The sequence below is a fragment of the Bifidobacterium sp. MSK.17.10 genome (assembly GCF_019129655.1).
Taxonomy (GTDB): Bacteria; Actinomycetota; Actinomycetes; order Actinomycetales; family Bifidobacteriaceae; genus Bifidobacterium; species Bifidobacterium adolescentis.
In genome coordinates, this window is sequence record NZ_JAHOJD010000011.1 from 1 (window position 1) to 20,851 (window position 20,851).

Genomic DNA, 20,851 nt, shown 5'->3' on the forward strand with positions numbered 1-20,851 from the left:
GGCGATGGTACTGCACTCGAGAGGGTGTGGGAGAGTAGCACGCCGCCGCTTCACATGTTGGGCCTCCCGGTCGAGCCTTTGGCTCCCGGGAGGCCCCTTTTTTTATGCTCTCTTTTCGGGGTTCCCGGCGGGCGTCGCTCCGGGAACCCCCATTTTTTATCCCTGAACACAAGTAGAGCTCAAGCGTTTTATCGCAATGGGTTTATAGACTGGGCAACTATGCATTACTTCGTACCCAAACGTTGCACCGAGTCGAACAAGATTATGTATCACGACAAGGCAACGGCTCAGCAGGCCGCCGACCAGAGTTGGCGCGAACGCGGCACTGAGCTTTGGGTATACCGTTGCGATTTCTGCGGTACTTGGCATCTCACGCATCGCGATCCACAATCCAGCTACATGCATGTTCCGCTTAACCAGCAGCTCAAGCCACATTCCCGCAAGAAGGGCTACAAGCCCCGCAGAAGGTAATAGCAGAGCAATAGCAGGGCATAACAGGACAATACCGAGAATAAGGCAACATATAAAACCAAGGCCCGGCGGATTCATTGCAATCCACCGGGCCTTGCTGTATCAACCTCAAAGATACGTGTATACGGTCTACCGCTCCAAACGGAAGCCCTGTCGCTTCGCCTGCACGGCAACGGCCTTGGCGTTCACGCCCTCGTCGATCGCATTTGCCGCAATCTGGTCGCTGAACGCGTCCACCGGCCGTTCGGTATCGCGCAAATCGTAATACTTGTGCACTTCGGCGTCGAACGAATCCAAGCCGGACAGCAGCTTCTCATCGCTACTTGGATACTCGTTCTCGAAGAACTGCATGGAACGCGGCATACGCGGCTTGACGGCCGGCTCCTGATCGGGCTTGCCGATCGCAATGCCCAGCACCGGGTACGTGTATTCGGGCAGATTCAGTAGGTCGATCAGCGCGGGAACATCGTTGAGCAGCGAGCCGAGAATCACGCAACCCAAGCCGAGCGAGTACGCGGCCGTCTCCATCGCGTGCAGTGCCAGAACCGCGTCGTTCTGCGCCTGCGTGAAACGATAGCTGCCATTGAGCGTGAACGCGTCGGACGCCACTTCCACGCCCTTACGTGCGGCGATCGCGGCATTGCGATGCTCGTCCAGCACGAACACGTACAGCAGCGGCGCGGTCGCGATATACGGCTGCCCGCCGATTTCGGCGAGGCGCTTCTTGGCGGCTGGCTCGGTGACGCGGATGGCGGACCAGTCGTTCAGGAACTGGCTGCTCGCCGCATGCTGCGCCACGGTCTCCAACGTTTCGACGACGTCGTCCGGCAGCGGCTTCGGCTTGAATTTACGGATGGAACGACGCTCCAGCAGAGTGTCGACGGTTGCGTTATGAAGAATGTTGCTCATACCGCCATTGTTGTCCGCGCGGCGCGATTTTGCAAGGGAATCGGGCTAAATCCGTCTCCCTGTGAGAACATATCTACTTGAGACTGCTTTGCGATATTTGCGACGTATTTACTTGCGATGCGCCTGCCGTGCGTGCCGCCTGTCCACAATCGCCTTCGACCCGCGGCCGGACAGTTGCGATACGAGCGCGCCGAAACCGGCGGAAACCACGGCGAATACGATGCCGAGCGCCGCTTCCGCAGCCTCGTTCTTGGTACCGTCGGCACGGACGGCCTTGCGGCCGACGCTTTTCTTCCACACCATCTCGAACGCCTTGCCGAGCACCAGTCCGGCCAACGTGGGCACGACGGACTTGAAAATCTTATCGCCAAATGAATCGGGATCGTTCAGTCTCTGGTCGCGCATCGCATTCACCTTCTCGTCGACGGTGTGCAGGGCCGCCACCACGCGGTCCGCACTGGATTCCATATTCGGCATTTCACTCATGAAACCAGTGTAACGCGTCGGAAAACATGCCGGAATATGTGCGGGACACGTGGCGGAATGGGATGAAAACGCAGCTTGCGTCGGCTAGAGTAGAGACATGACTGAAACTCAACTGGGAGGCAATGCCGCTTCCGCAATCACCCCCGGCCGCTTGGTGCTGCTGCGTCACGGGCAGACCGTGTGGAGCGAATCCGGACAGCACACCGGCCGCACCAATATTCCGTTGACTGACATTGGCTGCGATCAGGCTCGTGCCGCCGGCGAACGGTTGCGTGAGGCGTTTCCCCAGGGTTTCGCGCAGGGGTGCATGTTCGCCAGTCCGTTGCGCAGAGCCCAGCAGACGGCGCAGCTGGCCGGATATGGCGATTTCGATGTGCTCCCTGAAATCGCGGAATGGGATTACGGCCGTGCCGAAGGGCGTACGCGCCAGGAAGTGAGTGCGGTGGGCGGTTTCGCTTGGGATGTGTGGCGCGACGGTCCGCAGGCACTTCCCGAATCGTTGGAAGGCGATTGGATTGAAACTTTGCCGAACGGCGAGCAGGTGCCCGTGCACAACGGTCCGGGTGAGACGGTGGAGGAAGCTGCGGCGCGCACACGTGAGGCGATCGCCACGGTCAAACCGTTGCTCGACGCTGGAAACGATGTGCTGCTGGTGGCGCATGCGCACGTTCTTCGTATCTTGACGTCGCAATGGCTCGGTGTTGATCCGCATTTCGCGCGGTTGCTGCGATTGGACACTGCGCATTATTGTGTATTAAGCCAATATAAAGGTGACAATGTCATCGAACATTGGAATTGCTGAATTATTGAACGGAACTATTTGATATCGCTGAATATTATGGCGGTCCCTCCTTGGAACCGCCTCTTTATTGCATGCATGACTTGCCACTTTGCTGCGGCGTGTCGCAAACGCTTGCATAAAAGTATGCTCTCTAAAAGTATTGAAAATAAATGATTTTCGGGATTTCTTTCGATGGTATGACGTCTGACTTTTGAATTCATTTTGCCTACGTTTGCAAAAATCGGGGGAATGCGGCATAATAGTGGTTGTTAGGAATCGTGATGACGCGATACCGCAAATTGTTTCCCAACGAGAAGCTGGGAACAGGAATGGAAGAGAAAGGTTCGATGATGAATCGTACTATTAAGGCAGCAGTTGGAATGGTCGCTATCGCGGCAATGTCTGTTGGCACGTTGGCTGCTTGCGGTGGTTCTAGCTCAAGTTCCGATAACGGCAAGGGCAAGGTGTACTTCCTTAACTTCAAGCCGGAATCCAGCGACGAATGGAAGAAGCTGGCCAAGGATTACACCAAGGAAACCGGTGTCGAGGTCAAGGTCCAGACCGCTGCTTCCGGTACATACGAACAGACTTTGAAGTCCGAGATCGCCAAGTCCGAGGCTCCGACCTTGTTCCAGGTCAACGGCCCTGTCGGCTACCAGAACTGGTCGTCCTACACCGAAGACATGTCCGATACTGAGCCGTACAAGCAGCTTATCAACAAGGATGTCGCCCTCAAGGATGGGGATAAGGTCGTCGGTGTTCCGTATGCCATGGAGACTTATGGCCTGATCTACAACAAGGATCTGCTGGCCAAGTACATTGCCACTGACGGCGCCAAGATCAAGAGCGTCGATGACATCGACAACTTCGATACCTTGAAGGCCGTGGCCGATGACATCCAGGCTAAGAAGGACCAGCTTGGTGTCAAGGGCGCGTTCACCTCCGCCGGTTTCGATTCCAGCTCCGACTGGCGTTTCAAGACCCATTTGGCTAACCTGCCGCTTTACTATGAGTTCAAGGATGACAACGTCACCAAGCAGCCGGAGACCATCAAGGGCACCTATCTGCCGGAATATAAGAACATCTTCGATTTGTATCTGAAGGACTCCACCACCGAGCCGACCCAGCTGAGCTCCAAGACCGGTGATGATTCTACCTCCGAGTTCTCCCTCGGCGAGGCTGCGTTCTATCAGAACGGCACTTGGGCATGGACCGATCTGCAGAAGGCTGGCATGAAGGCCGACTCCCTCGGCATGCTCCCGATTTACATCGGCGTCAAGGGCGAAGAGAAGCAGGGTCTGGCCACCGGTTCCGAGAACTACTGGTGCATTAACTCCAAGGCTTCCGACGCGGATAAGAAGGCCACCAAGGACTTCCTGAAGTGGGTCGTCACCAGCAAGACTGGCATCAAGTCTCTGTCCAGCGACATGGGCTTCACCACTCCGTTCAAGTCCTTCAGCGATGTCAAGTCCGACAATCCGCTGGTGCAGGCCGCTGTTGAAGATCAGAACTCCGGCAAGACTGCAGTCTCTTGGAACTTCACCATGATGCCGTCCGAAGAGTGGAAGAACAAGCTTGGTTCCGCCCTCCTTGAGTACGCTCAGGGCACCGGCGACTGGAACGCAGTCAAGAAGGCGTTCGTGGACGGTTGGAAGACCGAGTACGACGCTGTTCACTGATCACCGCTTGATCAAACCAATAACTGAATAGAACAACTGCGGCCGAGAGTTTTTCCTTTCCTTCTCTCGGCCGCAGTTGGTTGTGACGACATACACGAAGGGCCGTCATCGTAATTACTTGCGATGACGGCCCTTCGTGTATGTCGCTACGTTCGCTGTATGTTGCCGGAAAATCAGCTATGCAGACGAGCGGTGGTCGAACGGACGATCAGCTGCGCGGGGAACGTCTTGAACGGTTCGTCGAGCGGCTGCTTCTCGATTAGCGCGAGTGTCATGCGGGCCGCTTCGCGGGCCATCTCGACAGGGGTCTGACGGATGGTGGTCAGGCCGAGGTCGCGCGCGTAGACGCTGTCGTCGTAACCGATGATGGAGATGTCGTTCGGCACGGTGAAACCGTTGCGTTCCAGCTGGAACAGCAGCGGCACCGCGATGCCATCCTCCTGGCAGGCGATGGCCGTCGGCATGTGGTCGAGGCTGAGCAGCTGCGTCACGACCTTGCTGATCCTGTTCCTGCCAGCGTCGGTGACAAGCACGCGCGGTTCGACGCCGTTGGCCTGGCAGCATGCCATGAACGATTCGTAACGGCCCTGCACGCTGAAGTGCAGCGTCACTTCGCGGTCGGAACGGATGTAGACGATGTCGCGGTGGCCAAGCGTCATCAGATGGCGTGCGGCGAGTTCCGAACCCTGCTTGTCGTCGATGCGGACGGCGGCGTTGAAGCCGCGTTCTTCCGGCAGGCTTGAGTTGATGCCGATGATCGGCACGTCGATCGACCTGAGCTGTTCGATTTCGTTGCTGGCGATGTCGAAGGAAATGACGATCACGGCGTCGACGTTGCGGCGCACCGGCAGCATGTCGAAGAACTCGCTGCGTTCCTCGGTGCTGGACATCTGGTAGATGGAGATGTCGTAGCCCTCATCGTGGAAGACCTCGTTCAGACCTTCGATGATGGAGGAGCTGAACCATAGGTTGAGCCGGCCTGAGACGAGTACCGCGATACGCAGCGCACGGCCGGTTTTCAAGGCCGCGGCAGAACGCGAGATGGAGAAATTCAGCTTGTCCGCGGCCTTCATCACCTTGTCTCTGGTGGCTTTCGACACCAGGTCAGGGCGCGTGAAGGAACGAGAGACGGTGGAAATGGACACGTGCGCGAGTTGCGCAACATCCTGAATGCTACTGCTTTTCATCGAGTCCCCTGTACAGTGATTGCTTGAATAATGTAATGCTACCTCCCCTCACCATTAAGACCGTGTTCTTGTCCAATTTGCAACTTATTCATTACAAACGTTTTCATAAAGCGGTGGTAGTTGGGCATTGCGTGGAATATAAGCGTTCTCTAGAGATGGTTTTGGTGACAACGTTTCATATTTTGCCGTGCGTGACATACGAAAATGACAACGTTTGACATTTGCAGTCATGCCGTTTATCATGACTGATGTAAGCACTGGAGAAACAGGAAACAATGCTGTGGATGGTTCCTCTGGGGAATGGAATTCCCGCCCGCGTTGACGCGGTACGCGGAATGGAGAAGGAAAGAAAGCAGGCAGGCTATGATCAGCATGGCTGGCAAGGCGATACGAAAGTGGTGGGCGCTCTTCGCGCTGCCAACGTTCGCCGCGTTCATCATCGGGTTTGTGATCCCGTTCATCATGGGTGTGTATCTGAGCTTCTGCAAGTTCACCACCGTCACCGACGCCGAATTCGTCGGTCTGAAAAACTACAAGAGGGCTTTTGCCGATAAGGAGTTCCTGCACGCGCTGGGCTTCTCGACGGCACTGACCATCATCACGACGATCGTGATCAACGTAGTCGCGTTCGCCATCGCATACATGCTGACCAAGGCCATCAAGGGCTCCAACATCTTCCGTTCGGTGTTCTTCATGCCGAACCTCATCGGTGGCATTATCCTGGGCTACATCTGGATGCTGCTGCTCAACGGCATTCTCGCTCACTGGGGCCGCGCGTTGACGTATAGCGCAACCTACGGCTTCTGGGGCTTGGTCATCTTGGTGTGCTGGCAGCAGATCGGCTATATGATGATTATCTACATCGCAGGCATGCAGTCGCTGCCGACCGACGTGCTCGAAGCGGCTTCCGTGGACGGCGCAAACGGCACCCAGACCATGTTCAAGATCATCATTCCGCTGATGATGCCGTCGATCACCGTATGCTCGTTCCTGTGCGTCACCAACGGCTTCAAGCTGTACGATCAGAACCTTGCATTGACCAACGGCGCTCCGTCGAACATGTCTGAAGGTCTGGCAATGAACATTACCCGCACGTTCTATGGCCGTATGGGCTGGGAAGGCGTCGGCCAAGCGAAGGCAGTGCTGTTCTTCATTCTGGTGGCCATCGTGGCGCTCATCCAGAACAAGCTCACCACGAGCAAGGAGGTGGAGGCATGAACTCCGGAGAAAAAGTCAAGCACGGCGCACTGTGGTCCGTACTGTTCGCGGTGGTTTCGCTGGCGTGGATCTTCCCGATCGTGCTGGTGATCATCAACTCTTTCAAGCAGAAGGCGTATATTTCTCGTAACGCGTTCTCCCTGCCGACCGGTAAGGCGTTCGTTGGACTTGAAAACTATACGCGTGGCCTCGAAACCACGAACTTCTTCGCCAGCTTCGGCTGGACCCTGCTCATCACTGTCGGTTCCGTGGCGCTGATTCTGGTGTGCACTTCGATGTGCGCATGGTGGATCGTCCGCGTGAACAACTGGGCTGCAAAGCTGCTGTACACGTTGTTCCTGTTCAACATGATTGTACCGTTCCAGATGGTCATGTTCACCCTCTCCAAGCTGGCCGATATGCTCAAGCTCAACACCCCGTGGGGTCTGTGCTTCGTGTATCTGGGCTTCGGCGCTGGTCTGGCCGTGTTCATCTTCACCGGTGTGGTTAAGGGCATTCCGGAATCGCTGGAAGAATCCGCCATGATCGACGGCGCTTCCGTGCCGCGCATCTTCTTCCAGATCGTGGTGCCGATCATGAAGCCGTCCATTGTGTCCGTGGCTATTCTGCAGGCCATGTGGATTTGGAACGACTACCTGCTGCCGTACCTGACGCTCGATTTGAGCAAGTACAAGACCATTTCCGTGGCGGTGCAGTATCTGAAGGGCGGCTATGGTTCCGTGGATATGGGCGCCATGATGGCATGCCTAGTTATGGCCATCATCCCGATCATCATCTTCTACCTGATCTGCCAGAAGTACATCGTGAAGGGTGTTATGGCTGGAGCCGTTAAGGGCTGATCTTCGATCAGCCCTTAGGGAACAGCGCAGTGCGCTGTTCCCAGGCTCCAGCCCGAGCGGCTATGCCGCGAGGGTAACGTTGAGCCCGCGCGTAGCGCGGTCCTTAATTGCAGGGCCGAAGGCGGCGCGGTGAAGGGCTGATTTTCACCCAGAAAAATTTAAGGGACTGATGCGAATCAGTCCCTTTTTTCGTGCCTAATTACTTGCTGATGTACTTGCGGAAGACATGCTCGAGAATCGGCGAATGCAGCATCAGCATCGTGCCATACCCCAGTATGAGCAGCAGGAACAGGCCCTGCGGCATGTAAACCCAGCTGGCCACGAGCAGCGCCACGTACACCGCGTCGATCGCAACCAATGCCAACGTGTGGCCGATGTTGCTCACGCCGAACACAAAAGCGTTGCCAAGCGTGCGCCAAAACGAGTTCTCGAACCGTGCCTGCAACGCCCACACCCATTCAAAACCGATGAGCCACACAATCGTCAACGCGAATTTCGGAATGAGCAGCGGCGTGATCTGCAGCACGATCCACGAGTAGACGCACAGCGTGCCGGTCGTGCCGAAAATCAGCCAATAGCCGGTCGATTTCGCAAAATTCGAACGGAACGACTTGAAATAATTGCGCGTCGCCGTGCCTTCGCCGGACAGCGTGCGACGGACGGCGTCGTGGCCGGCGGTCAGTGCCGCGCCGATCGTGATGATCGGAATGCTGGTGACGAGCATCAGAATGTTGATCCAGATCACGTCGACGGCGTCGCTCAGGCCGCGCATAAAGCCGGAATCGGGGGAGAGGAACTTCATAATCGCCTTTCGTATGGCATCCGTATAGCAACGTATGCAAGTCGGATCTTCTTGCGATTCTACTCGACGCACGCCATCTTGCGATTGGCCGGTTTGCGCCGTGCGGTCGATCGTGTGGTCGGTCGGTTTGTGCGGCGCGTTCGGCTGTACGAACGGCGATGCGGCTGACCGGTTTGTGTGGCGCGGTCGGTCGTGCGGTCGGCGACACGATCTGATGGTTTGCGCAGCGCGAACGACGGCACGAACGATCGCACCGCCGGCCGGTCTGCGCAAACGGAAACGCGATTGCCCGCGCGCCCCCGCAGCAGACGCCCTGCAATGCTATCGTTGTCAGCGGTACAACGGTTGCAGGCACAGACGAAAGGGGCATAATGACCGCGAACAACATGCGTGACGATTGGTGGAAGCAAGCCGTCGTCTACCAGATCTACCCGCGCAGCTTCAAAGACGTGAACGGCGACGGGTTGGGAGACATCGCCGGCGTCACCGAGAAAATGGATTACCTGAAGAATCTCGGCATCGACGCGATCTGGCTGAGCCCGTTCTACCCGTCCGACCTGGCCGACGGCGGCTACGACGTGATCGACTACCGCAACGTGGACCCGCGCCTCGGCACCATGGCCGATTTCGACGCGATGGCCGCCGCCGCGCATGAAGCCGGCATCAAGGTGATCGTCGACATCGTGCCGAACCACACGTCCAACAAGCACAAGATGTTCATCGAGGCGCTCGCCGCCGGCCGAGGTTCGGCCGCACGCGACCGCTACATCTTCCGCGAAGGCCGCGGCGAGCACGGCGAGCTGCCGCCGAACGACTGGCAGTCGCTGTTCGGCGGCCCGGCGTGGCAGCAGGTCGATGACGGACAGTGGTACCTGCACATGTTCGCCAAGGAGCAGCCGGATCTGAATTGGAAGAATCCGGACGTGCACGAGGAATTCAAGAAAACGTTGAGATTCTGGTCCGACCACGGCACCGACGGCTTCCGCATCGACGTGGCGCACGGCTTGGCCAAGGACCTCGATTCCGTGCCGCTGGCCGACATGGATCCGGCCGCGGTGCAGCATGTGCTGCCGGCGGACGGCGCGTTCAGCCCGCTGTGGGATCGTCCGGAAGTGCACGACATCTACCGCGAATGGCGTCAGGTGTTCAACGAGTACAATCCGCCGCGTTTCGCCGTCGGCGAGGCGTGGGTGAAGGCCGAATCGCAGCATCTGTACGCGTCCACCGACGAGCTCGGCCAGGTGTTCAATTTCGAGTTCGCCGAAGCCAACTGGTTCGCCGACGAGTTCCGTACGGCCATTGCTGACGGCTTGCGCGCCGCCGAGGAAACGCACGGTTCCACCACGACGTGGGTTATGAACAACCACGATGTGCCGCGCAGTCCGTCGCGTTTCGGTCTGCCGCAGGTGAAGGATGCTCCGTACCACCAGCTGGCGCACGATTGGCTGTTGCGTGACGGAGAGACCTACCGCGAGAATCGTGAGCTCGGCACCCGTCGCGCCCGCGCAGCCGCGCTGATGGAACTGGGCCTGCCGGGTTCCGCCTACGTGTATCAGGGCGAGGAACTGGGCCTGTTCGAAGTGGCGAACATTCCGTGGGATCGTCTTGAGGATCCGACGCCGTTCAACACCCGTCGCAACTTCACCGACAAGGGTCGTGACGGGTGCCGTGTGCCGATGCCGTGGAAGGCTGCCGATTGCGGCGAACCGGCTTCGTGGAGCCCGGACTTCATCACCGGCGGCACGTTCGGTTTCGGCCCGGAGCAGGGCGATTCCGCCGACGCGCACCTGCCGCAGCCGGCCTGGTTCAAGGATTTCGCGGCCGACGTCGAGGCCGATGACAACGGTTCCATGCTGCACTTGTACCGCAAGCTGTTGCAGTTGCGACAGACGGTGCTGACGGCAACCGGAGACACGTCCGCCGACCTGCTGGACATGGGCGATACGGTGGTCGCCTACTCGCGTCCGGCCACGGAAGGCCGTCGATTCCTGTCCGTCACCAATTTCGGCGACGAGCCGATCGCCCTGCCGGACGATGCGGTCGCCATCGCCAATTCCGTGCCGTTGACGGACGATGGCAAGCTGGATAGCGACGCCTCAGTCTGGCTGCTGCTGGGCTGATCGACCGCTGAACCTGGCCGCTCCCAAATCGCCTTGCATATATGAAAAATTCCGGCCCTCCACAAGGAGGACCGGAATTTTGGTTTGTAAGGAAAGGGGAATGGTAAGTCTAAACGCTACTTCTCGCCGTTCATGATGGCGGCAAGCGATTGCACACGCGGCAGATCGAACACCTCATCGGTGTGCACCACCTTGAGGTCCGGGCCTGCCAGCGGCACACGCCAGTTGGAGTATTCACTGGACGTGCCCGGCTGGTTCTGCGTGCGCGTCTCGCCCACGCCATCCACCAGCGCGGCCTGCAGCAGCACGGACGGCGACTTGAGCAGCATCTTGTGCATCGCCTCGACGATTTCCTGGATGTGGCCTTCCACATCGCCCGCCACTTCCGGCGTGATCAGGCCGGACTCCACGAGACGGTCCATCATCGCGTCGCGTTCGTCGGTGGCGGAAGCCTGGAACTCCTCGACCGGGCCGGACAGCAGGTGCAGCTGTTCGCGCAGCTTGACGTGCTCGAACTGCAGGTAGCCGGCGGTCGGCGGCAGGTCGTGCGTGGTGACGGAAGCCAGCGCGTACTTGCGGTACGTGGACGGATCGGCGTACGGGTCGCCGGCGTTGGGGGAGTCGTCCACGCGGGCGAACCATTCCACCATGCAGCCCAGCAGGCCGTGCTCGCCGAGTACCGTGCGTACGTAATCAGGCACGGTGCCCAGATCCTCGCCGACCACCAAACCGTTCACGCGGGACGCTTCAATGGTCAGGATCGCGATCATCGCCTCATAGTCGTACGTAACGTACGCGCCACCGCGCGCGCCTTCGCCCTGCGGAATCCACCACAGACGGAATAGGCCGAGTACATGGTCGATGCGCACCGCGCCCGCGTGCGAGAACATGTTGTGCACCATCTCGCGGTACACGCCATAACCAGTTTTGGCCAGATAATTCGGATTGAACGGCGGCTGGCCCCAATCCTGACCCTGCTGGTTGTAGAAGTCCGGTGGGCAGCCCACGGTTACGCTGCCTACTGCGAAACGTTCCGGATTCCACCACACGTCCGCGCCGAGCGAGTGCACGCCCACGGCCATATCCTGCATGAGGCCGAGTGCCATACCGCTGTCACGGGCGGCGTTCTGCGCGGCTGTCACCTGCTCGTCGGCGATCCACTGCAGCCAGCATTCGAAATCGACCATATCGGCGTGCTCGCGCATGAGCTCCACCACTTCAGGCGAATCGCGGTTCGTGTCCTTGAACCACGTGCCTTCCCACGGCGCGCCCCACACCTGGAACGCCACCGACCATGCGGCGAACGCGCGCAGATCCGGACCCGCGGCCTCCTTGAACGCGTCGAACGCGGCCTGACGCTCGACGGAACGCGGCACGTTGTACACAAGCTGCAGCGCCTGGCGCTTGTGCCACCAAGCGGAATTGATGTCGAGCGGCTCGATACTGTCGTTGGCTGGCGAGACTTCCGCGTGCAGACGCGCCACTTCGGCCTGGTCCGCCTCGTTGAGTTCCGCATATTCAGCGATATCCTGCGGACGGATGTACGTCACATTGAGAAAACGACGCGATTCGGGAAGATACGGCGACGGCTCCAGCGGCGGCACCGGCGCGGTGGCGTGAATCGGGTTGATAAGCATGAAATCGGCATGCGATTTCGTTGCCGCGTCGGACAGCAGCAGCTTCAGATCGCCATAGTCGCCCACGCCCCAGGATTCAGCGGAACGGATGGAATACATCTGTGCCATCCAGCCCCAACGTTGCTTTTCCGCTACTGCTGGCGGCAGTTCGATGCGTGCCGGTGCGCAGATCAGCGCGGCTTCGGCGTGCAGCGGGCCGGCATCGACGGCCAGCGTGTGGTAGCCGGCGGGAATATCGTCCGGCAGCGTCAGTTGCAGCGAGCCGTCATCTGCGTTCGAGCCCGTCAGATACGCGGTCAGATCGCCCGCATATTCCGTGCCGTCTTCCAACGTCAGCTTCAGCGCCACGTCGTTTCCTTTCGCGCGGATTGGCGTGACGGCTTCCTTGCCGATGAACTTCACGACGGTCGGCTCAACAAGTGTGTCTGCGATGCGCTGCTGGGTCGCCGCATAGGAGGCGGTGATCGCTTCGTCGCTGGATGCGTCCACGCCGAGTGCGGCCAATACGGAGACGAGCACTTCGTCGCGGATTTCCACATAGGTGCCGAGCTGGTCGATATACGACGTGGAAATGCCATTGAGCTTGGCGAGCTGGATAAGAGGCCGTGCGATGCGTTCTGCGCTTTCGGTCTGCTGGGTCTGTGTCATAGGTCCCTTCTTTCCGCGCCGTTTGTGACGGCTGACATGCTACATTGCTTGCGATTGCCGCAGCTTCGATGCTGGTGGCATTCGCACCAAAGATAACTATATCACGGTATGATATCGTTTTCAAAGCGTGTTTTGCGGTAAGAGAGTGTTGCTATATTGCGATTTTGCTCTAATTTCAGGAATATAGATAACCGGAATTGTTTTTCCATATTGACTATCGTTTGCAATACGAAGGCGCAGCGCTCCGCATTGCAAACGATTATTCCAACGGGGCATTGCTCGTCTGCTACTCGGCTTCGAGAATTGCAAAGCTTTGCAGACCTAGACGCAGCGAAGTGCCGCTAATTTCGTTTTCGCCGATGCTGAAAATCGTCCGATAACTACCATCTGGTAACTGCAAAGCTTTGCAATCGCGGCTTGGATTGACGGCTATGATCAGCTTCTGCAGGTGGGTGGAACGCTCGAAAACGAACACTCTATCGCGTTCGATTGCATGGAACGTAGCCCCCGACCGTAAGGCGTCGCATTCCCCCTTGACGTGGAGTATGGAGCGCACCGTATGCCACAGTGATTCGGCGTCGGCCTGCTGTGCGGCGACGGTCGGGGCGTCGGCGGACGGGTCGGCGGGCAGGTAGCTGCCACCGGTCACATCGCCAGCCCGAGTGTCCGATTCTGCAGAATCGGACACGTGAAGTGCTCCGGATGCGTCGTTCGCACCCCACTGCATCGGTGTGCGCGAACCGGTGCGCACGTAGCCGCCTTCTTTGCCGGGCAGTGCGCGGTATCGCATGCCGATTTCGTCGCCGTAATACAGGAACGGCACGCCCGGCATCGCGAACAGCGTGCAGTATGCCAGGGCGATTTCGCGCTGCGACAGTCGCGGCGCCACGCGTGCGGTGTCGTGGTTGCAGGTGATGAAATTAAAATTTCCGTCGGCCGTTTCCGCTTCGCGCAGACGCGGCTCGTACTCGTCCAGGAATTCGCTGATCGGCGTGCCGGAATCGGCGTTGAAATAGCTCTTGTCGCCCTTGCGGCTCAACGGGTCGTCCACGTTGCGCAACAGCATGTTGTAGCCGTTGGGAACGCCGTCCCAACGCCAATCGAGATAGAAATCCATGTCGAAGCCGGCGGCCATCGACTCCTCTGGCCGTCCCCATTCCGAAACGAACGCGGCTTCGGGGAAGGCCGGGCGGATCCGGGCGAACATGTACTGCCAGGTGCGGATGGTGTAAGGCTTGCCCTCATCGTCCTTTTTGACGAGGCTGTCGGCCATATCCACGCGGAAGCCGTCTGCGCCACGGGAAAGCCAGAACCGCATGACGTCCACCATCGCGTCGCAAGTGGCCTTCGCGTCCGGACCAAGGGCTGGCTTCTGCCAGCTACGTTCGGGGTGCGCGAAACCGTAGTTGAGCGCCGGCTGGCATTTGAAGAAGTTCAAGATGTAGGTACCGTTGCGGGGCGATTCGCCGCCGATGAATGGCAGTCCGTCGCCACCGGAGATCCATGAGTCTGTCCAGATGTAGCGGTCGGAATAATTGTTTCGCTCGACCTTGCAACTGCGGTGGAACCACTCGTGTTCCTCGCTGGTGTGGCCTGGCACGAGATCGAGGATCACGTGCATGTCGCGCCGGTGGGCGGCGTCGAACAACGCAATGAGATCGTCGTTGGTGCCGTAGCGTGATGCCACCTTTTTGTAGTCGCGCACGTCGTAGCCGGCGTCTTTGAATGGCGAGTCGAAACAGGGATTGAGCCAGATCGCGTTGCATCCGAGATCCTTGATGTATTCCAGTTTTAAAGTGATTCCGGGGATGTCTCCGATGCCGTCGCCATTGGAGTCGACGAAGGACTGTGGATAGATTTCATAAAAAATTGCGTCGGCAAGCCATTTGGGGTGGGGGTGTTTCGCGGGGGGAAGCATGAGGGTGTGTCTCCTTGATATTTCGCGGTTTGCGGTGTTTCTTTGAAACAATCATAACGCTGAATTGCAAACGTTGGCAGAAACGTGCTACACTAACAATCACTGATACATTTTTGGTGGCCCCAGTGTTGTTGGTAATCATCCAAGAACGATGATGTGAACGTATGCAGGGTTTTGGTCCGTACCATTTAACCGGAGATGTTGAGGAACACAAGGTTATGTGAGGAAAGGAAGATCAATGAAGATCGATTGGAAGAAGGCAATCGGACTTACTGCTGCCGTTTCTATGCTGGTTCCGCTCGCTGCGTGCGGTGGCTCCTCCGACGGTGGCGATAAGAACGCTTCCGGCTCCACCGAGGCCGTCACGCTGAGCGTGTGGGCCCCGCAGGAAGACCAGGCCAAGGACACCAACTGGCTGGGCAAGGTCGAAGAGAACTTCGCCAAGGCGCATCCGGAATACAATATCACGTGGAAGAATGACGTGGTCTCCGAAGGCGATGCTTCCAAGCAGGTCAGCACTGATCCGTCCGCGGCGGCCGATGTCTATATGTTCGCTTCCGATCAGTTGGGTGTTCTAATGGACGCCAAGGCCATTGGCCAGCTGGGCACCGACGCTGAGAAGCAGGTGAAGGAACAGAACGGCGACCTCGAAGTCAACTCCGTCACCGGCACCGATGGCAAGCTCTATGGCGTGCCGTACACCGACAACACGTGGTTCATGTACTACAACAAGTCCAAGATCACCGAGGATGAGGCCAAGGACTTCGATACCATCCTTTCCAAGGCCAAGGTCGCGTTCTCCCTGCAGAATTCTTGGTACATCAACGGCTTCTATGATGGCCTGAGCCTGTTCGGCGAGAAGGGCAATGATGCTGACGCAGGCATGGTCTTCCCGAAGGACGGCGCCGATATCACCTCTTATCTGGTTGATGTGGTCGCCAACCCGAACTTCTCCAACGACGATGGCGCTTCCGGCCTCGCAGCCATCAAGGATGGCTCCGCCGACGTGCTGTTCTCCGGTACCTGGTCCGCTAAGGACGTGAAGGAGGCCCTGGGTGACAACTACGCCGCCACCTCTCTGCCGACCTTCACCGTGAACGGCCAGAAGAAGCAGATGAAGTCCTTCGCCGCCACCAAGGCCGCTGCTTACAACCCGAACGCCAAGAACCCGAAGGCCGCCGCTCAGTTCGCGGCTTACCTCGGCTCCACCGAAGCTCAGAAGCTGCACTACGAGATGCGCGCCATCCCGCCGACCGACAAGTCCCTGTCTGATCTGACCACCGACGACGTCGCAGCCAAGGCCCAGGCCGACACCATGGCCAACACCGCCCTCCTGCAGTCCGGTCTGTCTGGCATGAACGATTGGTGGACTCCGGCCGAAACCTTCGGCAAGGCCCTGGTCAACAAGGAAATCACCAAGGACAACGCTGCCGCCAAGTACCAGGATTGGGTCAAGCAGGCCGGTGGCAAGATCGCTGAGTGAAATCAGTAATTCTAAAAATCCAATAACTGAAGAATGCAGGTGGTTGGCACTGCCAAATCCCCCCAGCCATCCTGCAGCTTTGAGAGACGCTTCGAGTCGCGGTGTCTCTCTCCACTTTGCATAGTGGCTCACTCCTCCTCCGAGCTTTGCATTCCCGGGCAAGGTTTTTAAATTCTCCTTCCCCTTGTCCGGGAGCAAAGCTTTTTTTATCTTTCAATATCCATATGAGAGGGCAGTCGAAATGACAGCAACAACTCTTTCCCCGCGGGAGATGAAGCGCCTTCGGAAGCAGGGTGCTGATTATGTTTCTCCGTCGCCTTACACGGTAAGGGCGGCGTTCCGGCGTGGTGACCTGTTCACTAAGCTTTCCGCAGTGGTGTTTGGTCTTGGCGATATCGTGCGCAAGCAGTATGTCAAGGGCATTGCCATGCTGGCGCTGGAAATCGCATACTTCGTGTTCATGGCAATCAATGGTGTGGACTATCTTTCCAAGTTGCCGACCTTGGGCACCAATGCAGGCGGCAAGAAGCTGGTCGACGGCTTCTGGGTCTACACCGAACCTGACCGTTCCGTGGTCATCCTGTTGTACGGTGTCGCCACTCTGGTTATCACCGCTGCCTTCATCGGCCTGTGGGTCATGTCCGTGCGCTCTGCATACAAGTCCCAGGTGCTGCTCGAGGAGAACGGCAAGGCTCCGAGCTTCATGGACGATGTCCGCGAGCTGCTCGATGCCAAGGCTCACGTCCTGCTGATGTTCCTGCCCACGCTGGGCATTGCCGTGTTCACTGTGCTTCCGTTGATCTTCATGATTTCCATGGCATTCACCAGCTATGACCACAAGCACCTCGTGCTGTTCCACTGGGTCGGCTTTGAGAACTTCGCCAAGGTCTTCTCCAACAGCGGCGGCACCGTTAACGCCGCACTGTTCGGACGCGTGCTGGTGTGGACCTTGGTCTGGGCCTTCTTCGCCACCTTCCTGAACTTCTTCTTCGGCATGTTCGTGGCCATGATCATCAACCGCAAGACCACCCATTTCAAGGGTTTCTGGCGTGCCTGCTTCTCCATGTCCATCGCCGTTCCGCAGTTCGTGTCCCTGCTGGTCATGCACACCATGCTCCAGCCGCAGGGTGCGGTGAACCGCATGCTGCAGACGTGGGGTTGGATTGACGGCCCGCTGCCGTTCTTCACCGACGCCACTTGGGCCCGTGTCACCGTAATCGTCATCAACCTGTGGGTCGGTATTCCGTACACCATCATGCAGATCACTGGTATTCTGCAGAACATTCCGGCCGATCAGTATGAGGCGGCGAAGATCGACGGTGCCAACTGGTGGCAGATCTTTACTAAGATCACCATGCCGTACATTATCTTCGTGCTCACCCCGTATCTGATCACCACCTTCACGGGCAATGTGAACAACTTCAACGTCATTTACCTGCTGTCCGGCGGCGATCCTACGCCATTGGGCGATTCCGCAGGCTCCACTGATTTGCTTATCACCTGGCTGTACAAGCTGACCGTGGACAAGCAGGATTACAATCTCGGTGCCGTGATCGGCATCATGACCTTCGTCGTGTTGGCCATCGTTTCGCTGATCACCTACCGCAATTCCGGCTCCTATAAGAATGAGGAGGCATTCCGATGAGCAACAAGCATTCCGCAACCAAAGTGGAAAGCCACGGCCTTCTGCACGACCAGAAGATCCGCCGTATCACCGGCGACGTGTTCGCCCACTTGTTCCTGGCCATTCTGGCCGTCATCTGGCTCGTCCCAATCGTATGGGTGTTCGCGGAGTCGTTCAATAAGAACACCGCCCCGTACACCAGCTCCTTCTTCCCGAAGGAGTGGACTCTGGACAACTATAGGGTGCTGTTCACCGACCGCAACGTGTTGGACTTCCCGAAGATGTTCGGCACCACGTTCATCATCGCCTGCTTCACCTGTGCGATTTCTCTGATCTTCGTGCTCTCCGTGGCATACTGCATGAGCCGTATGCGTTTCCGTGTGCGCAAGACTTTCATGAACGTTGTGCTGATTCTTGGCATGTTCCCGGGTATCATGGCCGTCACCGCCATCTACTTCATCTTGAAGGCCTTGGGCCTGTCAAGCGGCACCATGACTACCGTGGCGTTGATTCTCGTGTACTCCGCCGGTTCCGGCGCTGGCTTCTACGTGATGAAGGGCTATATGGACACCATTCCGACCTCGCTGGACGAAGCCGCCCTGCTCGACGGTTGCACCCGTTTCCAGGTGTTCCATAAGATCATCATCCCGATCTGCAAGCCCATGATCGTCTACCAGGCCATCATCGGCTTCCTGACCCCGTGGCTCGACTTTGTCATGGCCAAGGTGATCTGCCGTACGCAATCCAACTACACCGTGGCATTGGGCCTGTGGCTCATGCTGCAGAAGGAATATATCCAGAACTGGTTTGCCCGCTTCGCCGCGGCCGCGGTCGTGATCTCCGTTCCGATCGCCATCCTGTTCATTGTGATGCAGCGCTTCTATCAGGAGTCCATGTCGGGCTCCGTGAAGGGCTAAAGAAAGGCAAAGGATATGACGCTCGTAGACAGCTTCGCACAGCCGAACACGAGCGTCGCCGAACCGTTCCCGCTGTGTCTGGAACGGCCGCTGGGTGCCGTTGTTACTGAAACCGGCACCCAGTTCGCTCTCTGGGCTCCTTCCGCACAGAAGGTGACCCTGAGACTGTTCTCGCGTGGCTCCATGGGGGAAAGCGGCGACGCTCTGATTGGACAGTACACGATGCGTCCGGAATCCGATGGTTCCTGGACGTACGATTTCGCCGACAACATGCACGGCGTGTATTACGACTTTTTGATCGAACGCGATTGCGGTTCCGTCGACCGCATCGCCGACCCGTGGGCGCGCGGGGCCGGTGTGAACGGCCGGCGCAGCATGGTCGTGGACTTCAGCCGCACCAATCCGGATGGTTGGTACCGCGACCATATGCCGGACGTGCCGCTTGCGCAGACGGTGGTCTGGGAAACCCATGTGGGCGATTTCAGCAATGATCCCGCCGGCGGTTTCCCCGAATCGCATCGGGGCAAGTATCTGGCGTTCACCGACGACGGTACGTCTCTGGACGGGCATCCCGACTTTCCCACGGGCATCGCATATCTCAAGAAACTTGGCGTCACCGCGGTGCAGCTCATGCCGATTTACGATTTCGGTTCCGTGGACGAAGAGACCTGCGATCGCTACAACTGGGGGTACGATCCGGTCAATTACAACGTGCCGGAAGGCTCGTATTCCACCAATCCGTTCGACGGGTCGGTGCGCATCCGCGAAGTGAAGCAGATGGTGCAGGCGCTGCACAACGCCGGCATCAAAGTGATCATGGACGTGGTCTACAACCACATGTTCTCGCCCGATAATTGGTTTGAGCGGTCGGTGCCGGACTATTTCCTGCGCCGTAAGCCCAACGGCGCGCTGGCCAACGGATCCGGCTGCGGCTGCGATATGGCCACCGAACGCAAGATGTTCCGCCGGTTCATCGTGGAATCCGTGACGTTCTGGGCGCGCGAATACCACATGGACGGCTTCCGTTTCGACCTGATGGGTCTGATCGACGTGGACACCATGAATGCCGTGCGTGCTGCTCTGGATGAGATTCCCGGCCGTGGACGCGACATTCTCATGTACGGCGAACCGTGGTCCGCGGGCGCCACCGCGCCGCTGCCCAGCGACACCGTGCTGGCTGACAAGTCAGGCCTGTCGAAGCTTGACAGTCGCATCGGCCACTTCTGCGACACCACGCGAGACACCATCAAGGGCCATGTGTTCTTCTCGGACCGCCCGGGTTATGTGAACGGTGGCATGCACGAGAACGTAGCGGCTGCGCGTGAGGCCGTGGACGCGTGGCGTCGCGGCAAACATTCGGAAGGAGTGGCAGGCCAGGTCATTCAATACGTGTCCGCGCACGACGACCTCACGCTGTGGGACAAGTTGTGCGCGAGCTTTGCGGCTGGTTCGTTGGGCAGCACCGTGGCCGAAGGCGTTAACGAAAACACCGTGGATGTGCCAAAAGTCATGTATGACGCCGATTTCTCGGCGGAAGGGCTGGCCGGTGTCGGTCCGCAGATTGCGGCCGCGCTGACCGACGTGATGGACGCCAACAAGCTGGCTGTGGGTATCACGCTTACCTCCGCTGGCATCCCGTTCATGCTGTCCGGCGAGGAGTTCGCGCGTACCAAATTCGGCAGCTCTGATTCTTACGATTCCGCCAAAGAGCTTAACTGGCTCGATTGGAACCGTGCATGGCAGAAGCGCGATTTGATTGAGTATTACGCGAAGTTGATTGCATTGCGCAAGTCTGATCCACAGTGGTTCGACGGCAATCGCAATATCGTCGATACGGAAGGCGACGAACTCGTGTTCCGCGTCGGCGATTATCTGATGGCCGCCAATCCAGGCAGACACGTCGGCGTTATTGACGTGGCCGTAACGGGTTTGGAACCGATTGGCGGAATACGGAGATACTGGTGTGGTCTCGGCTCGTCCGTCAGTCCGGTGGAAGGCAATGTGAGCGCAGGTGATGGCGATTATTTGATTGTTCCACCGCATACGTTTGCAATCTGGCGGTTGCAGTAATACTCTCAGTAGGGAAGCTACAAAACGGCGACCGCAAAGCTGCGGTTGCCGTAACAGATACG

General features: G+C 58.2%; 16 protein-coding genes. 10 read left to right on the plus strand and 6 right to left on the minus strand.

Annotated features, from left to right (window positions below):
* The first annotated feature begins 219 nt into the window (after positions 1 to 219).
* Positions 220 to 471 (plus strand): hypothetical protein, encoded by a 252-nt coding sequence (locus tag KSX58_RS09110; protein WP_003811303.1) that lies wholly within the window; start codon positions 220 to 222, stop codon positions 469 to 471.
* 129 nt (positions 472 to 600) lie between these two features.
* Here KSX58_RS09110 and KSX58_RS09115 read toward each other — a convergent pair whose 3' ends face one another.
* Both KSX58_RS09115 and KSX58_RS09120 read right to left on the minus strand, forming a co-directional pair.
* Positions 601 to 1,380 carry a nitroreductase family protein gene (locus KSX58_RS09115; RefSeq protein WP_011743864.1) on the minus strand — a complete coding sequence of 260 codons (780 nt, stop codon included), beginning with the start codon at positions 1,378 to 1,380 and terminating at the stop codon, positions 601 to 603.
* Between the two features lie 108 nt (positions 1,381 to 1,488).
* Positions 1,489 to 1,866: a DUF4235 domain-containing protein gene (locus KSX58_RS09120; protein ID WP_003811300.1), complete on the minus strand. Its 378-nt coding sequence runs from the start codon at positions 1,864 to 1,866 to the stop codon at positions 1,489 to 1,491.
* A 97-nt stretch (positions 1,867 to 1,963) separates the two neighbouring features.
* Between KSX58_RS09120 and KSX58_RS09125 the strand changes: the two genes are divergently transcribed.
* Positions 1,964 to 2,668: a histidine phosphatase family protein gene (locus tag KSX58_RS09125; RefSeq protein ID WP_035011415.1), complete on the plus strand. Its 705-nt coding sequence runs from the start codon at positions 1,964 to 1,966 to the stop codon at positions 2,666 to 2,668.
* A 308-nt stretch (positions 2,669 to 2,976) separates the two neighbouring features.
* Positions 2,977 to 4,326, plus strand: coding sequence for an ABC transporter substrate-binding protein (locus KSX58_RS09130; RefSeq protein ID WP_042990041.1), 1,350 nt, complete (start codon positions 2,977 to 2,979; stop codon positions 4,324 to 4,326).
* Positions 4,327 to 4,499: 173 nt separating this feature from the next.
* Here the strand turns inward: KSX58_RS09130 and KSX58_RS09135 are convergent, their stop codons facing one another.
* On the minus strand, positions 4,500 to 5,513 hold the full coding sequence (locus KSX58_RS09135) for a LacI family DNA-binding transcriptional regulator (protein ID WP_151912123.1): 1,014 nt from the start codon (positions 5,511 to 5,513) through the stop codon (positions 4,500 to 4,502).
* Positions 5,514 to 5,876: 363 nt separating this feature from the next.
* Here KSX58_RS09135 and KSX58_RS09140 point away from each other — a divergent pair, with 363 nt between their 5' ends.
* Both KSX58_RS09140 and KSX58_RS09145 read left to right on the plus strand, forming a co-directional pair.
* The gene (locus KSX58_RS09140) at positions 5,877 to 6,731 is read left to right on the plus strand and encodes a carbohydrate ABC transporter permease (protein WP_021912815.1); all 855 of its coding nucleotides are present in this window, start codon (positions 5,877 to 5,879) and stop codon (positions 6,729 to 6,731) included.
* Positions 6,728 to 7,570 carry a carbohydrate ABC transporter permease gene (locus tag KSX58_RS09145; protein ID WP_011743860.1) on the plus strand — a complete coding sequence of 281 codons (843 nt, stop codon included), beginning with the start codon at positions 6,728 to 6,730 and terminating at the stop codon, positions 7,568 to 7,570. Before KSX58_RS09140 ends, KSX58_RS09145 begins: the two co-directional genes overlap by 4 nt.
* Positions 7,571 to 7,769: 199 nt before the next feature.
* Here KSX58_RS09145 and KSX58_RS09150 read toward each other — a convergent pair whose 3' ends face one another.
* Complete coding sequence (locus KSX58_RS09150) at positions 7,770 to 8,372, minus strand: YesL family protein (protein ID WP_195394413.1); 603 nt, start codon at positions 8,370 to 8,372, stop codon at positions 7,770 to 7,772.
* Positions 8,373 to 8,743: 371 nt separating this feature from the next.
* Here KSX58_RS09150 and KSX58_RS09155 point away from each other — a divergent pair, with 371 nt between their 5' ends.
* Positions 8,744 to 10,492, plus strand: coding sequence for an alpha-amylase family glycosyl hydrolase (locus KSX58_RS09155; protein ID WP_038444982.1), 1,749 nt, complete (start codon positions 8,744 to 8,746; stop codon positions 10,490 to 10,492).
* A 116-nt stretch (positions 10,493 to 10,608) separates the two neighbouring features.
* On the opposite strand, the gene malQ is transcribed toward KSX58_RS09155, so the two are convergent.
* Positions 10,609 to 12,777, minus strand: coding sequence for a 4-alpha-glucanotransferase (gene malQ / locus KSX58_RS09160; protein ID WP_217736198.1), 2,169 nt, complete (start codon positions 12,775 to 12,777; stop codon positions 10,609 to 10,611).
* 286 nt (positions 12,778 to 13,063) lie between these two features.
* On the minus strand, positions 13,064 to 14,695 hold the full coding sequence (locus KSX58_RS09165) for an alpha-amylase family glycosyl hydrolase (RefSeq protein WP_217736199.1): 1,632 nt from the start codon (positions 14,693 to 14,695) through the stop codon (positions 13,064 to 13,066).
* 238 nt (positions 14,696 to 14,933) lie between these two features.
* Between KSX58_RS09165 and KSX58_RS09170 the strand changes: the two genes are divergently transcribed.
* The 4 genes from KSX58_RS09170 (at position 14,934) to KSX58_RS09185 (ending at position 20,789) form a co-directional block, all read left to right on the plus strand.
* Positions 14,934 to 16,178 carry an extracellular solute-binding protein gene (locus tag KSX58_RS09170; protein WP_042989992.1) on the plus strand — a complete coding sequence of 415 codons (1,245 nt, stop codon included), beginning with the start codon at positions 14,934 to 14,936 and terminating at the stop codon, positions 16,176 to 16,178.
* A gap of 271 nt (positions 16,179 to 16,449) precedes the next feature.
* Entirely contained in the window at positions 16,450 to 17,823 is a 1,374-nt protein-coding gene (locus KSX58_RS09175; protein ID WP_134817020.1) for a carbohydrate ABC transporter permease, read from the plus strand.
* Positions 17,820 to 18,719, plus strand: a complete 900-nt coding sequence (locus tag KSX58_RS09180; protein ID WP_003811270.1) for a sugar ABC transporter permease — start codon at positions 17,820 to 17,822, stop codon at positions 18,717 to 18,719. The genes KSX58_RS09175 and KSX58_RS09180 overlap by 4 nt, the downstream gene beginning before the upstream one ends.
* Before the next feature lie 15 nt (positions 18,720 to 18,734).
* A complete protein-coding gene (locus tag KSX58_RS09185) occupies positions 18,735 to 20,789 on the plus strand; it encodes an alpha-amylase family glycosyl hydrolase (protein WP_003811268.1) in 2,055 nt (684 codons plus the stop codon).
* Positions 20,790 to 20,851 lie beyond the last annotated feature (62 nt).